The sequence below is a fragment of the Mycobacterium toneyamaense genome (genome assembly GCF_055384815.1).
In genome coordinates this window covers 2,741,427-2,754,517 of the sequence record NZ_AP040333.1, presented here as the reverse complement: position 1 = coordinate 2,754,517, position 13,091 = coordinate 2,741,427, and the positions used below count along the sequence as shown (strand labels likewise).

14 protein-coding genes are annotated in these 13,091 nt (G+C 62.0%); 8 read left to right on the top strand and 6 right to left on the bottom strand.

Annotated elements, in window-relative coordinates; all coding sequences use genetic code 11:
• Nucleotides 1-54: 54 nt before the first annotated feature.
• A complete protein-coding gene (locus tag ACZ5IQ_RS13310) occupies nucleotides 55-507 on the bottom strand; it encodes a lipoprotein LpqH (RefSeq protein WP_064859590.1) in 453 nt (150 codons plus the stop codon).
• A gap of 51 nt (nucleotides 508-558) precedes the next feature.
• Nucleotides 559-1,488, bottom strand: a complete 930-nt coding sequence (locus tag ACZ5IQ_RS13305; protein WP_064859591.1) for an alpha/beta fold hydrolase — start codon at nucleotides 1,486-1,488, stop codon at nucleotides 559-561.
• A gap of 107 nt (nucleotides 1,489-1,595) precedes the next feature.
• On the opposite strand from ACZ5IQ_RS13305, the gene ACZ5IQ_RS13300 reads away from it, so the two are divergent.
• Complete coding sequence (locus tag ACZ5IQ_RS13300) at nucleotides 1,596-2,423, top strand: hypothetical protein (RefSeq protein WP_131808785.1); 828 nt, start codon at nucleotides 1,596-1,598, stop codon at nucleotides 2,421-2,423.
• Nucleotides 2,424-2,435: 12 nt separating this feature from the next.
• On the opposite strand, the gene ACZ5IQ_RS13295 is transcribed toward ACZ5IQ_RS13300, so the two are convergent.
• The gene (locus ACZ5IQ_RS13295) at nucleotides 2,436-2,903 is read right to left on the bottom strand and encodes a type II toxin-antitoxin system VapC family toxin (protein WP_064859593.1); all 468 of its coding nucleotides are present in this window, start codon (nucleotides 2,901-2,903) and stop codon (nucleotides 2,436-2,438) included.
• Entirely contained in the window at nucleotides 2,900-3,187 is a 288-nt protein-coding gene (locus ACZ5IQ_RS13290; protein ID WP_082934757.1) for a type II toxin-antitoxin system Phd/YefM family antitoxin, read from the bottom strand. Before ACZ5IQ_RS13290 ends, ACZ5IQ_RS13295 begins: the two co-directional genes overlap by 4 nt.
• A gap of 263 nt (nucleotides 3,188-3,450) precedes the next feature.
• Between ACZ5IQ_RS13290 and ACZ5IQ_RS13285 the strand changes: the two genes are divergently transcribed.
• Genes ACZ5IQ_RS13285 through ACZ5IQ_RS13265 form a run of 5 tightly spaced genes read left to right on the top strand, consistent with a single transcriptional unit; the run spans nucleotide 3,451 to nucleotide 9,556 of the window.
• On the top strand, nucleotides 3,451-4,908 hold the full coding sequence (locus tag ACZ5IQ_RS13285; RefSeq protein WP_064859594.1) for a type I restriction-modification system subunit M: 1,458 nt from the start codon (nucleotides 3,451-3,453) through the stop codon (nucleotides 4,906-4,908).
• The gene (locus ACZ5IQ_RS13280) at nucleotides 4,905-6,086 is read left to right on the top strand and encodes a restriction endonuclease subunit S (protein WP_167838140.1); all 1,182 of its coding nucleotides are present in this window, start codon (nucleotides 4,905-4,907) and stop codon (nucleotides 6,084-6,086) included. The genes ACZ5IQ_RS13285 and ACZ5IQ_RS13280 overlap by 4 nt, the downstream gene beginning before the upstream one ends.
• Nucleotides 6,086-7,309 carry an exonuclease domain-containing protein gene (locus ACZ5IQ_RS13275; protein ID WP_064859595.1) on the top strand — a complete coding sequence of 408 codons (1,224 nt, stop codon included), beginning with the start codon at nucleotides 6,086-6,088 and terminating at the stop codon, nucleotides 7,307-7,309. The genes ACZ5IQ_RS13280 and ACZ5IQ_RS13275 overlap by 1 nt, the downstream gene beginning before the upstream one ends.
• A 36-nt stretch (nucleotides 7,310-7,345) precedes the next feature.
• Entirely contained in the window at nucleotides 7,346-9,199 is a 1,854-nt protein-coding gene (locus tag ACZ5IQ_RS13270) for a hypothetical protein (RefSeq protein WP_064859596.1), read from the top strand.
• 54 nt (nucleotides 9,200-9,253) lie between these two features.
• Entirely contained in the window at nucleotides 9,254-9,556 is a 303-nt protein-coding gene (locus ACZ5IQ_RS13265) for a hypothetical protein (RefSeq protein WP_464481350.1), read from the top strand.
• Here the strand turns inward: ACZ5IQ_RS13265 and ACZ5IQ_RS13260 are convergent.
• Nucleotides 9,518-10,831 carry an IS256 family transposase gene (locus ACZ5IQ_RS13260; RefSeq protein WP_067990476.1) on the bottom strand — a complete coding sequence of 438 codons (1,314 nt, stop codon included), beginning with the start codon at nucleotides 10,829-10,831 and terminating at the stop codon, nucleotides 9,518-9,520. The genes ACZ5IQ_RS13265 and ACZ5IQ_RS13260 overlap by 39 nt on opposite strands.
• 129 nt (nucleotides 10,832-10,960) lie before the next feature.
• Between ACZ5IQ_RS13260 and ACZ5IQ_RS13255 the strand changes: the two genes are divergently transcribed.
• Both ACZ5IQ_RS13255 and ACZ5IQ_RS13250 read left to right on the top strand, forming a co-directional pair.
• Nucleotides 10,961-11,434: a hypothetical protein gene (locus ACZ5IQ_RS13255; protein ID WP_464481349.1), complete on the top strand. Its 474-nt coding sequence runs from the start codon at nucleotides 10,961-10,963 to the stop codon at nucleotides 11,432-11,434.
• A 10-nt stretch (nucleotides 11,435-11,444) separates the two neighbouring features.
• Nucleotides 11,445-12,374 carry a hypothetical protein gene (locus ACZ5IQ_RS13250; protein WP_131808787.1) on the top strand — a complete coding sequence of 310 codons (930 nt, stop codon included), beginning with the start codon at nucleotides 11,445-11,447 and terminating at the stop codon, nucleotides 12,372-12,374.
• 119 nt (nucleotides 12,375-12,493) lie between these two features.
• Here ACZ5IQ_RS13250 and ACZ5IQ_RS13245 read toward each other — a convergent pair whose 3' ends face one another.
• Nucleotides 12,494-13,051, bottom strand: coding sequence for an XRE family transcriptional regulator (locus ACZ5IQ_RS13245; protein WP_406804971.1), 558 nt, complete (start codon nucleotides 13,049-13,051; stop codon nucleotides 12,494-12,496).
• Between the last annotated feature and the right edge of the window lie 40 nt (nucleotides 13,052-13,091).

The following is a 13,091-nucleotide window of genomic DNA, read 5'->3' as shown; positions in this document are numbered from 1 at the left end:
TACCTAGGGCGCAAGAGTTCAAGAAGGTCGCACCCCTGGCGCAGGCTCAACCAATCACGGGGCACCGATCGCCGGGACGGTGTCATGCGGATGCGCGTCCTGGTAGCCGGGGCAGGTGGTCTGGATTTTGAACGTATGCCATTGGGACTCACCCGGATTCGGCGGCATGCGCCCGCTGACGGTGTAGGTGTCGTCGACTTTGATTCCGGTGACCTCTTGTGGGTCGGCGATGAAACCCGTCACGTCGCCGTCGCGCAAGCCCACCTTCTGCACGACGACACGGCCGACCTGGGTGAGCTGGATCCGAACCAGCTGACCCGTCTTGCCCTGGGCCAGGATGACCAAGCCGCCGCCGGCGAGTTGCCGGGTGCAGACGACCGTGCCGGTGTTGATGGTGTGTGGTTCCCCGTCGAAGACGATCGAGGTGACGGTCGGCGTCCCGGATTCGCACGCACTGATCAACAGGACAGCCAGCACCGCCACCAGATCCGGGCGGTGGACGCGCATGCCGCAAGTGAACCAGTTGGCGCCGCGTTGTGCGCGCAAAAGCGCGCAGGGTCAGCGGGCGCCGAACGGCCGCCACAACAGCGGCGTGACGAACTCCAGGAAGTGCTCGAGCACGGCCTCGGGCGCTTCGATCTGCGGCCAGTGCGCGATGTCGTCGGCGAGCATCACGACATCCGGGTTCGGGATGACCTCGCGGTACCTCGCGGCCATGTGGGCGCCCGAATTCGGGTCGGACGGGCCGTCGATCAATCGCATGGGGATCGTCGTCTCACGCATCGCACGCACCCAGCGGTTGCGGTGAACGTAGCGGTCGTTGATGAAGCGACCGACCTGGTGCATGACCTTCTTGCCGTCGTTGTAGTCGAGGATCTCGTGGAACTTGTCCATCAGTTCCTTCGACGGTTTGGTGTTGACGCCGAACATCTCGTTGATGGTCGGGTCGGCCAGTCGCCGCGACAACGGCGTGCCCTGCAGCGGACTGATGATGTCGCCCAATGGCGTACTCGACAGCGCCTTCTGCAGCAGCCGCGGGGTGTACGACTCGACGAACAGCCCGCCGTTGAGCCAGGTGATCGACTCGATGTTCAGCTTGCCGTACGACTGATCGCCGAACCGGTTGCGCGCCAGCAGTTCCTGGCACACCGAGTCGCCGATGTCGTGAGCCAGGATGTGCGCGGTCTGTACGCCGAGGTGGTCCAGCAGCGCCTCGTGCATATCGGCGTGGTCGTGCACCGAGTACTGGTACGCGGACGGTTTGGCCGAGAAACCCATGCCCATCATGTCCGGCGCAATCACGGTGAACTTCTCGGTGAGCGTCGGCCAGATCAGTGACCAGTCCCAGGAATTGAACGGGTAGCCGTGGATGAGCAGCAGCACCGGTCCGGTGCCCAATTTCAGCCCGTCCTGGCGGTAGAAGATGTCGAATCCGAGGTAGTCGAAATACTGGCCGGCGGACTTCCAGGCTTCGAGTTCGTCGTGCATGGGTTGAGCGTAGGCCGCGGACAGTCTGACGTCGCCGCACCGCGTCAGCCAGGCATGTTGGCACGCCGAATTACCATTGGGAGCACGGAACAGAGAAGGACATCGGGATGATTCGGCTCCTGCTAGTGCTCGGCGTCGTCGCGGTCATCCTCGCTGTCGTCATGATTCTCGGCGGCGCCGCGCTCGGGGCAGTCTTCACCTCCGATCGCAAGGCACGCCGCCCCCTGCCGGCCATGACACGGGCCTGGCTGCTGTGCATCGCCATGGTGCTCCTGGTCGGTGTCGCGACGGAGGGCATCCTGCTTCTGCCCGCCATGGGCATCGCCGCCATCGGGTTGTTGATCATGCACATCGTGATCGACAGTCGGGCCGGGACTGCGCGCGAACGGTCACCACAGGAGACCGAACGTGCCCGGCTCGTTGAGGAGTTCGGAGACGATGGTGTCGAGCTGCTCGACGGCGCACAGGCCGCCATCGAGCGGATCGAGCGCTCGGAAGCCGCGGTCGACGGCTGGCTCGGTAACGACCTCGACTTCACCGCCGACCTGACGGCAATCCGTGAAAACTGCCGTGCCACACAAGAACTCAAGGGCTTGATCACAGAGCTCCGCGGGATCGCCGAGCCCGATTCCGACGATCTGGCGATGCTGGAGGACGCCCGGACGAAAGTTCGGGAGCTGGGGTCACGGTCGTGGGCGCGGGTGTATGCCCTGCAGGGCTGCGCCGAGAAGGCCGAGGAGATCGACCAGTCGCTGCGCGACGACCGCGCCCGGGCACAGCTCGCGGAAAAGCGCGACGACATCCGCAGCCGCATGGCCGCGAGGTTGTACGGGGTCGAGGCGGCACCGGCTCAGACCCCGTCGTCGTCGGTCGACAAGATCACTGGTCTTGCTGCTGCATATCAGGAGATCAGAGGTCGAGCGGGCGGCGGCTGACGCAGTGGGCCGCTACTTCGGCAGGTCAGACGGCTCGACCTGGGAAGCACTCGACTCTGCGGACGGCAACTCTTCGGGATACACGATGTCGATCTCCGCGATGGACTGCGGAAAGTCCCTGCGGTTGTTGGTCAGAAAGCGATCAGCACCCGCTGCGACTGCGGTTGCCAGGTGTGCCGCGTCCGCGGCTCGCAGACCATAGGACACCGCGAACGCGAGGGACACGCGTGCGGTGGGCGCGTCAAATGGCTGAAGCTCCAGTCGACTCAGCAGGCTCACAAGTGCTGCGCATTCACCAGATTCGGGGTCATCCCGCATCGGCTTCGCCAGGACCTCAGTGAGCAGCAGAACGGAACCGACACCTACCGCTTCGCCCGCAGCGGCATCCGCGAACAGCGCGGCAACCCTAATACCAAGCGGATGGTCTTTGGCCGCCGCGTAGATCAAGACATCGGCGTCGAAGGCGGTCTTTGGGCTCATCGGCCGCTACGACTGCGGCGCACCGCCTTGACGAGTTCGTCCGCACGGTCAGCTTCGAGTGACGGTCCGCGAAGTGGCTCCGATCGTGCCCTTTGAAGTAGGTCATCGATGCGATCGGCTTCATTCCAGACCGGCGAAGCGCGGCGCGCCCTGAGCACATCAGGACTCACCAGCACGGCGACAACGCGCCCGTGCCTGGTGATCGCGACCTCTTCTCCCCTCTCAACGCGGTCGAGCTGGGCGGGAAGGGTCTCGCGCGCGGTGCTGGCGCTGATCGTGGGCATTAGCAAATTGTACGTTGACGTACGATACTGGACAATCAGCGATTGGAATCGACTGCGTACGCGTTGCCGTCCGGGCGATGCTCAATGAGCCGGCTTTCGCCATCCAACGCCACCGTCGTGATCCCACGAGAGGTAGGGCGTTGCAACTGTTCAGCGGGTGGCGAGGGACTGACGCCGACACTCGCAGCGCTGACAGATCGGCCGTTGTCGGTGGCCTCCTATATACAGTCCTGTTCAGATTCGCATGAGAGGTAAGGAGCGCCGTGATCACCGGTGAGTTGAAGAGCAAGGTCGACCGCGTCTGGGACGCGTTCTGGTCGGGGGGTATCTCCAACCCAATTGAGGTGATCGAGCAGATCACCTATCTGCTCTTCATCCGCCGTCTCGACGACCTGGAAACCCTCGCCGAGAACAAGGCCCGACGTACCGGGTCGTCCGAGGGGCTGCGGTTCGGGCCCGACCAGCAGGATCTGCGGTGGTCGCGGTTCAAGAACGACGAGCCCGGTGTCATGTACGGCCTCATCGCCGACGGGGTGTTCCCGTTTCTACGGGCACTCGGCGGTGACGGGTCGACGTATTCCGAGCACATGCGTGACGCCCGCTTCACCATCCCGACCCCGGCGCTGCTGTCGAAGGTCGTCGACATGCTCGACGACATCCCGATGGCTGACCGGGACACCAACGGCGACCTGTACGAGTATCTGCTGTCCAAGATCGCATCGGCCGGCGTGAACGGCCAGTTCCGCACGCCACGCCACATCATCGAGCTGATGGTGAAGATGACCGCACCCGGCCCGACGGACGAGATTTGCGACCCGGCGTGCGGTACCGCTGGCTTCTTGGTGGCTGCATCGGAGTATGTGCGTGACACGCATGAGTCGGTCCTGACTGACGCTTCCCAACGGAAACACTTCCACAACAGCATGTTTCATGGATACGACTTTGATTCGACCATGCTCCGTATCGGCTCGATGAACATGCTGATGCACGGCATCGAAGCTCCCGACATCAGGTACCGCGATTCGCTGTCCGAGGGCGCGTCGGAGGACGCCGAGAAGTACACGTTGATCCTCGCCAATCCTCCTTTCGCCGGCTCGCTGGATTACGAGGCCACGTCCAAAAATCTGCAGCGGGTGGTCAAGACCAAGAAGACCGAACTGCTTTTCGTGGCGCTGTTTTTGAAGCTGCTGAAGCCCGGCGGCCGGGCTGCGGTGATCGTGCCTGACGGTGTACTGTTCGGATCGTCGAAGGCGCACAAGGAACTTCGCCGGATGTTGGTTGAGGACCAGAAGCTCGATGGCATTGTGAAATTGCCGTCCGGAGTGTTCCGTCCCTACGCGGGCGTGTCGACGGCGATCCTACTGTTTACCAAGACCAATTCTGGTGGCACCGAACACGTTTGGTTCTACGACGTCACGGCCGACGGTTTTTCGCTCGATGACAAGCGGAACCCTGTCGAGGCCAACGACCTGTCGGACGCTTTGTCGCGGTGGGCGTTACGCGACGCTTCGGAATTGGAGCGGGAGCGGACAGAGCAATCGTTCTGCGTGCCCATCGCCGACATCGTGGCCCAGGGCTACGACCTGTCACTAAACCGGTACAAGGAGATCGTGCACGACATTGTCGAGCACAGGCCACCGCCGGCGATCATCGCGGAGATCGAGAAGTTGGAGGGCGAGATCGCAAGCGGGTTGGCACAATTGAAGGCGATGCTGTCGTGAAGCGGCCGACCGTTCCAATAGGAGAGGTCGTTCGATTCCAAGCCGGTGTTGGATTTCCCCCAGCGCTGCAAGGACGCGTCAGTGGCGATCTTCCGTTCGCAAAAGTGGGCGACATCTCCAGACATGGCCGCAGCGGCAAGCAGTACATTCGCACAGCCGACCATTACGTCGACAATTCCGATCTAAAACAATTGCGCACGCAACCAATCGCTCCAGGCAGCACGCTCTTCGCAAAGATCGGCGAGGCAATTAGACAAAACCATCGGGTTATCGCCGCACAGCCAATGCTCATCGACAACAATGCGATGGCTGCTATACCCGGAACCAATGTTGATCCAGCCTATCTGTTCCGGTTTTTGCAATCTGTTGACCTCTACCAGTATGCAACTTCCACCACAGTCCCATCACTCAGGAAGTCGGACTTAGAGCGGATTGATATCCCCCTCCCCACGCTATCTGAGCAGCGCCGTATCGCCGCGATCCTCGACCACGCCGACGCCCTGCGAGTCATGCGTAGGCGCTCCATCCGAGCGCTGGCCGAATTGACCGACGCTGCATTCATCGACTGTTTCGGTCACGCGCCGGAACCATCGGCGCTACTTAATGACGTTGCAACAGTGTCGTCAGGAATCACGAAGGGGCGCAGGACTAATGATGCAACATCGCCAATACCCTACCTGGCGGTCGCAAACGTCCAGGCCGGGCGCCTTGAACTAGGTTCAGTCAAAACGATTGATGCAACGTCATCCGAAATTGAGCGCTACCGACTAGAGTTTGGCGATCTGGTCCTCACCGAAGGTGGAGATCCCGACAAGCTCGGCAGAGGAACAGTCTGGCGCGACGAGTTGCCGCTGTGCTTGCATCAAAACCATATCTTCCGCGTCCGCATTCAGGATAGTTCGTCGCTCCACCCCGACTATCTGTCGGCCTTCATCTCCAGCAACCAATCACGGTCGTACTTCCTGAAATCTGCAAAGCAGACCACGGGAATCGCATCGATCAATATGACACAGCTGAAGGCTCTGCCAGTCCACGTACCAACTGCCGAAGCCCAGTTACGCTACCTCGATCTGATCCGGTCAATCAACGCTCAGCGTGCCACCGTTGCCGCGTCAGTCAGCGCGTGCGATCATCTCTTGCTCTCCCTCCGGTCCCGCGCCTTCCGAGGTGAACTCTGATGCCGTTCGCCGTAATCGATTTTGAGACAACGGGTCTGGTTCCTGAGCGCACCGACCGCGTGGTGGAGATCGGCGTCGCCCTCACTGATGATTGCGGCCGAATCGAGCACGAATGGACCACCCTGGTCAACCCGCATCGCGACATCGGGGCTACTCACGTCCACGGCATCCAGGCCTGCGACGTCGTTGACGCACCTGACTTCGCCGCCATCAGCGATTACCTGCTCGAAATGCTCACTGGCCGTGTGGTCGTCGCGCACAACGCCAGTTTCGACATGCGGTTTCTGCATTGGGAGCTCCAGCGGGCCCAGTATGTGATCCCCGAACGACCAGCCGCGCTCTGCACACGAAAATGGGGCGGGCGCATGACGGGGGCCGCCAAGCTCGCCCACTGCTGCGAAGCACTCGGAATCTCACTGATCAACGCGCACTCGGCAATTGGTGATGCTCACGCAACCGCTGAACTCCTGCCACACCTGCTCGCATTCCACGGCAGCTCCCCCGAGTGGCGCTCCGACCTGGACCGGTCGGCGACCTTCGGCTGGCCAGCTGCCCGCAGAGATGCGCCGCAACCTGTCGTCGCTCATCGTGGACAGTCATCTGCCGACCCGTACTCGTGGCTGCGGTCCGTCCTGGGAGCCGCCTGGGTCCCCGCCACTCCTGAAGATGAAGCGTCCTACATGGTTGTGCTGGATAGCGCCTTGCTCGACCGGGAGATCTCACGCAGCGAGGGCAAACAGCTGCTGGCCTCCGCCGAAGCGGCTGGCCTATCCCGGGGAACCGTAGCGCGGCTGCACCAGGACTACTTGCGTGCTGTAGCGAAGGAAGCGCTGGCCGACGGCGTAGTCACCGACGAGGAGCGGTCCGAGCTCAATGCTGTCGCCGCTGCCCTGGGTTTCGGCCCGCCCTACGTCGATGAAGCGCTAGCCTGGGCAGCTGCAGAGGCGCCCGAAACCATAGAGGAAGCGACTGCATTCACGCTACGCCCGGGCGACCGGATCGTGTTCACCGGCGAGATGAATCGTGGCCGCGACGAATGGGTTTCGACGATCTGCGCCGCGGGGCTTGCCTCCGGCGGCATTTCCAAATCGACGCGTCTGCTCGTCGCGGCCGATCCTGACTCGCAGAGCGGCAAAGCTGCCAAGGCGCGCCAGTACGGGATTCCGGTGGTCAGCGAAGCGGCGTTCGAGAAAATGCTCGCCACGTATCGGGCGGCATCGTGAATCCCACAGCGGCACAGTAATTTCTAGGGGGAGATCGTGTTCGACGAGCACTGGATGGTCCAATTCTTGGAAAGGGTGCGCGCGGACAACGCCGAGCAGGGCATCCATGTCCTCTACCGAATCCTCCCAGGCTCGACCCCGAAGTGGGACACCGTCACCCTTCCGGTACAGGGCGCACGCGACCCGCTCATTGGCTTGTCGTATGTCCCGACGGCCACCGTCGTCTACGCGCGGTACCGACCGGCAAAATCAGGCGTCAACTTTCTCGCGTTCGTGTTCTGGCCAGACGGATCGCACTGTGCACTAATCGGGGACAACAGCGGACCAATCCAGTCCGTCGTCGACGGCGCATCCAACTTCCGAATGACGTATCTGGCGCTCAGCAGAATCGCCTGGGACACACCGATGCTGCCAGGTGGTCATTCACCGGATAACTGGATAGTGCGTGCCGCATTGAAGGATTTCGTCACGGAGGTCACCTGCAGTGGCCTTGTCGATAGCGGCGCCACGTATTGGCAAGCCGACGAGAACCTGCGACTCGGCATCGCGAAGCGCATCGCGACGCTACGGCGAGCAGCGAATCCTCACATCGCGGTGGTGACCGAAGGGCAGGACGAGTGGTACAAGCTCCATGATTTCGCCCCGTTTCTCGGCCGGCTCGACTGGTCGGATTTGGATTCCGTAACGCTGGCAACTGATCTCGGCTACACCGACGACGCGGCCCGTTGGTGGACGTCCCAAGGCATCGGGTGCCTGGAGCTGGTAGACCTCCCCACCACGCAGCAGAGTCTGTCCGCACTCAAGGTCAAATATCCGATCGCCGAGGGCAACGTGTGGAGCATGCTCGGCGCTTTCGAACGGGCAGTTAGCAACCACGATGTGTCTCCGGCAGAGCGCATGCGTGCTCGCTGGCAAGCCGACGATCCTCAGGCCCTGTTGCACCTGACGCGGGAAGTCGTTGCGAACAACGCGAATAGGCGGGGACAGATGCTTATCGGGTATGCACGCACCGATAGCGGTCAACTGCAACAACTCTCGCAAGTTGCCGTGAACTACGCAGCCAACTCCATTGGCTTGGATCTCGCGGCCGTCCCTGATATCGACCAGGCCGACGGCGTTCTCCTGATCGGAGTCAATGAGTGCGGTTGGACCGCCCAAGCCGCGAACCGTGACGGCGAGCACGGCGCCGCGGTGAGTTCAGCCGACGACAACCTCCAGTTCGTCGCCCCAATCGCAGACGCAGACAGCGTGGCCGCGCTGCGGCGGACTTTTACCGGGCACGCGAGTTTCGACGTCGACTACACACCATTCGATTGGCTACGGCGACGCATCATGTTCGGCGTCACACGAGCGCTGGAAAAATTGCCAGTGCAGCGCGACGCCATCCGTCCCATCACCGCTGCGCTCGCGACACTCCTCCCCTCGCTCGATGTGGACACCGACACGCAAGATGGGTCGGCCTCAATAGAGAGAATGCTCGATTTGACACTGCTGCTACAAACGATCGCCCATGCGAAACCAATTGTGGCGGCATCGCTTCCAGCAGACTGGCTGGATGACGCCGAGTCGGGCAACCACGATCCTGCGGCGTTGTGGCAGCTCATCGCCGAAGGTCTTGCAGGAGTCCGACAACTTAGGTGGGACGACTTGGGCGTCGAACCTTTAGCCGAAGCGTGGGCGATTCCCACCGCAGAAGCAACATGGTGGGGGGCTAAAGGGCTGGGACAGCGACAGTTGCTCATGCTCCCGGACGAAACTGAGTCGATGATTCGCGCCGCCAACGTGATCGTACGACTGTCTGACTCCTCCGTACCCACGAAGCATCTGCGCCAGCGGCTGGAACTGCTTTTCGGCCAAGATGTTCCGGTGTTGTGGAGCTTGCTGCCCTAGCATTGTCGGTCCCGTCCGATATACATGCCGGTTAACTACATCGAAGGAGCCAGCATGTCGAACGACTTTCCTCTGAAACCCGGCGACACCGGAACTGTCGCCCAGTTGAGCCTGTGCGCCGGTGGGCTGGTGCGCACCTGGACCGAATCGTCCCGGTTGTGGTCGGTGCCCGACGACGAGTACTTGCGTTCCGTCATGGGATCCGGAACCATCGCCCGCACGGCGCGTGAAGAGCACCGCTTCCGCGAAGTGGCGATCCTCTCCGAGGACACCGGCACCCTGTGGGAGCAATTGTCAATACCTGTGGATCGGGGTGTTTCAGGCGACCTCCGTTTCGGTGTGTTGATCGCCGTCTGACGGTGGTGTCGGTGGGGTGATGTCGGTGGGCCGTTCGAGCAGTTTGCCTTTGTGGAAGACCGCTCCGGCGCGGACGAGGGCGACCAGATGTGGGGCGTTGACGGCCCGCCAACGGGCTTGGGCTGCGTCGATCAGCTTGTAGGCCATGGCCAATCCAGCGGCCCGCGATCCCGGACCCTTGGTGACCTTCGTTCTCAAACGCACTGTGGCGAAGGTGGATTCGATCGGATTCGTGGTACGCAGATGGATCCAGTGCTCGGCGGGGTAGTGGTAGAACTCCAGCAGGACATCGAGGTCGTCGACGATCTTGGCGACCACTTTCGGGTACTTCGCGCCGAAGGCAACCGCGAAGGCCTTGACCGCGACCTGAGCTTTGTCGATGTCTTCGGCGTTGTAGATGTCCTTGATGGCCGCCAGCGCGGCCGGATGCGCTGACTTCGGCAGTGCGGAAAGGACGTTGGCCTGCTTGTGGAACCAGCAGCGCTGCTCTCGGGTCTTCGGGAATACCTCCCGCACCGCCTTCCAGAACCCGAGCGCGCCATCGCCGACGGCCAGCACTGGGGCGGTCATGCCGCGTCGTTTGCAGTCGCGCAGCAGATCCGCCCACGACTCGCATGACTCCCGATAGCCGTCGGTGATCGCCACGAGCTCTTTGCGGCCGTCAGCGCGCACGCCGAGCATCACCAGCAGGCACAGCTTCTCCTGGTCCAGGCGGACCTTGAGGTGAATGCCGTCGACCCACAGGTAGACGTAGTCGCTGCCGGACAGGTCCCGGGCAGCGAACGTACGGGCTTCGTCTTGCCACTGCGCGGTCAGACGGGTGATCGTGGTGGCCGACAACCCGGCACCCGAGCCGAGGAACTGCTCGAGTGCGGGCCCGAAGTCGCTGGTCGATAGGCCGTGCAGATACAGCAGCGGCAGCACCTCACTCATCTGCGGGGACTTGCGTGCCCAGGCCGGCAAAATCGCCGAGGAAAACCGCTGCCGCTCACCAGAATCGGGGTCGACACGGCGATCGTTGACCCGCGGCGCCTTCACCTGCACGGCACCGGCCGCGGTCAGCACCTCACGCGGCTGGTGATAGCCGTTGCGGACCACCAGTCGGTGACCGTTCTCGTCGAGCTGATCAGCGAATGCGGCCACGTACGCGGCGACCTCGGCCTGCAGTGCAGCGGCCAACATCTGCCGGGCTCCGTCGCGGACGATCTCGTCCAACAACGACCGGCCGGCCTCGCCGCCGTTGGCCTCCTCGGCATCGTGAACTACGGTGAGCATGGGCGTACCTTCCCAACCAGCGCGCCAACGCCGGTCTTGATCGAATACCTGATTCCGTGATGATCATCCTCGGGAAGGTGCGCCCACTTTCAGGCCGCCTCCTCGGGCCTCATCCACAGGTATTGATCATTGCTCACCCTGTGGCTCCAATCCCGATTCCCGTCACCAACCGACGATGGCACGTTGCAAGTCCAGGGCAGCATTATCGAACTGCAGCCCGCCCATGAACCGTCGGAATCCACCTACGACGATGTACGCGAACTTCTCACCCAAGCGATCGGCCATGCGCTGAACAACAACGAATATCTGCTGGTCGAGCACGGCGGATGGGACGCGCCGCCGGAGCCATTTTGCCTTTTCATTGTCATTCCCGACGGCGATGGCTTCGTCAGCATCATCGAAACCGCCCCTGCGCCATCGGGTTCAGAAATTTGGGCACCGCACATTGTGGCCGGACATGAGAGCACCACGTTGTCCGCACCAGCCAATGCAGACACCATCGAAGTCGCTCCCCTGATCATGCTGGATGCCATCGAGACGTGGGGCCTCGCGCCGTGGGACCTGGCGTTGACTTTCGGCACCCGGCAATCACCCGCCGTCTAGCGTCACCCACATGGGACTCGATGCGCACGTGGCGTGCAACTGTTTTCGCGACGGACTGTGCACCGAACCGCCAGTTCCCCGAACCATGCTCACGATCAACGAATGCGGCGATGTTGAACTGATCGACGAGCAGAACTGCGACGTAGATGTGGCAAACGACGTCTACGACTGGACGATTCACGCGTGCGCGCACGAGGACATGGTGCTCGTCAGCGAGTGGGTCGGAAACATTTCTGGTGTGGCGTGGCTGCGAAGTGTGGCCGCTGGCCTCCACCCTGAGCGCTTCGGCAAGCTAGCCAGGATCCTGTCTCGACTCAGTGGACTGATGGATAGTTACACACCAGCCAGCGAGATACGCCGAGCCCTCCCCGAACTGGAATTGCTTCTGCAGGAAGATCATCTGGGGTCAACCCGCACAATCAGCGCCCTGAACGGGTTCGTTGTTGAGGACAAATTGGACTGGGGGCCAATCATGTTGGACGAATTTCACTCGCTCGGTCCGTCGCCATACTACGAGTCCCCGTGGCCCGACCTTGTCGAGTTAGGAGTTATCGGTTACGAATTCGTTGTACGCAGCCGCGAAGAGCCTGCCGATGAACTGCTGCGCACCCGAATCTTGGAACAGAAGTGGGACCCCGAATCTGTTGAGTTCGGCCCGGCGCCGGACGGCCGCCCGACGTCGCGCATCACATTCACAAACCTGCAAACCAAGGAATCGGTGACGGTGCGGTCGTTCGGAGTATCGACACGGCTACCCCGACTCGGCAGAGTACTGGCGAACGCCGATAGGGATGAGCCTGAACCTGCTCTGGTGTATCCCGAGACTCTGATCGTCGGTGAGCGCAGGGTCATGCTCACGGAAGCATGGTGGACGCTCAAGCGCCTCCATCGCCTCTTCGCGGCATCGGCAGCCACAGGCAATCCCGTCGTATGGCATTGAGAATCATCTCGACCAGTTCATGGTGATCAGTGGGCACCGGTACCGTTTCGTCCCCGTCGACCTAGCTGGCTGGACGGCGGCGATACGGGGGCGATCGGTATGTGTCGTCTAGGGAACAACTACGGGGCAGCGTAGGGCCCAATTGCGTGTGGAGACGTACCCGGCGCGTAGCTCCAGAGGCGGCGCCCCTCAGGAGTCAGATTGGTGAACTCGTTCACCCGGATCAGCAGTTCAAACCCGTCGATCCTTGGATTGCGCTTGCGGTAGGCGAATCCTCCTGTTGGTGCCACACCAGGTGTAGGCGGGATGTTCGGGTCGAACTCGAGTACATAGTCGTTCCGGCGCATCATCTTTAACCAAGCAGCATGGCGTCCCCGCTTGAAGTCGGACATGTCTCGACCGCCCGTGGCGATAAACTCGCCGTGGTCACGCAGGCGTTGATACGCCGCAGACTTGCCGTGTGGGCCTTTGGTCTCCCACGGCCACGCCTGGTTGACGATCTGACGGGTCGACTTCTGTCCCCCGTATGTCGTTTTGTGCCACGAGACAGCCTGTCGCGACACACCGTGAATATCCGCAATCTCGGTCTGGTTGAAACCCTTTCGCCTCAGCTCTTCGATTTCCCCGAAGACCAGCGGTTGACGGCGGGTTGCTGTCTTGTATTTCTTGCCGCTCATACGTACTCCACTACATGGTTCGGTTCCTGCACAGGCCAAT

Coding starts and splice junctions, on each gene's coding strand:
- ACZ5IQ_RS13310 (WP_064859590.1), bottom strand. CDS start 507: ATGCGCGTCCACCGCCCGGATCTGGTGGCGGTGCTGGCTGTCCTGTTG.
- ACZ5IQ_RS13305 (WP_064859591.1), bottom strand. CDS start 1,488: ATGCACGACGAACTCGAAGCCTGGAAGTCCGCCGGCCAGTATTTCGAC.
- ACZ5IQ_RS13300 (WP_131808785.1), top strand. CDS start 1,596: ATGATTCGGCTCCTGCTAGTGCTCGGCGTCGTCGCGGTCATCCTCGCT.
- ACZ5IQ_RS13295 (WP_064859593.1), bottom strand. CDS start 2,903: ATGAGCCCAAAGACCGCCTTCGACGCCGATGTCTTGATCTACGCGGCG.
- ACZ5IQ_RS13290 (WP_082934757.1), bottom strand. CDS start 3,187: ATGCCCACGATCAGCGCCAGCACCGCGCGCGAGACCCTTCCCGCCCAG.
- ACZ5IQ_RS13275 (WP_064859595.1), top strand. CDS start 6,086: ATGCCGTTCGCCGTAATCGATTTTGAGACAACGGGTCTGGTTCCTGAG.
- ACZ5IQ_RS13265 (WP_464481350.1), top strand. CDS start 9,254: ATGTCGAACGACTTTCCTCTGAAACCCGGCGACACCGGAACTGTCGCC.
- ACZ5IQ_RS13260 (WP_067990476.1), bottom strand. CDS start 10,831: ATGCTCACCGTAGTTCACGATGCCGAGGAGGCCAACGGCGGCGAGGCC.
- ACZ5IQ_RS13250 (WP_131808787.1), top strand. CDS start 11,445: ATGGGACTCGATGCGCACGTGGCGTGCAACTGTTTTCGCGACGGACTG.
- ACZ5IQ_RS13245 (WP_406804971.1), bottom strand. CDS start 13,051: ATGAGCGGCAAGAAATACAAGACAGCAACCCGCCGTCAACCGCTGGTC.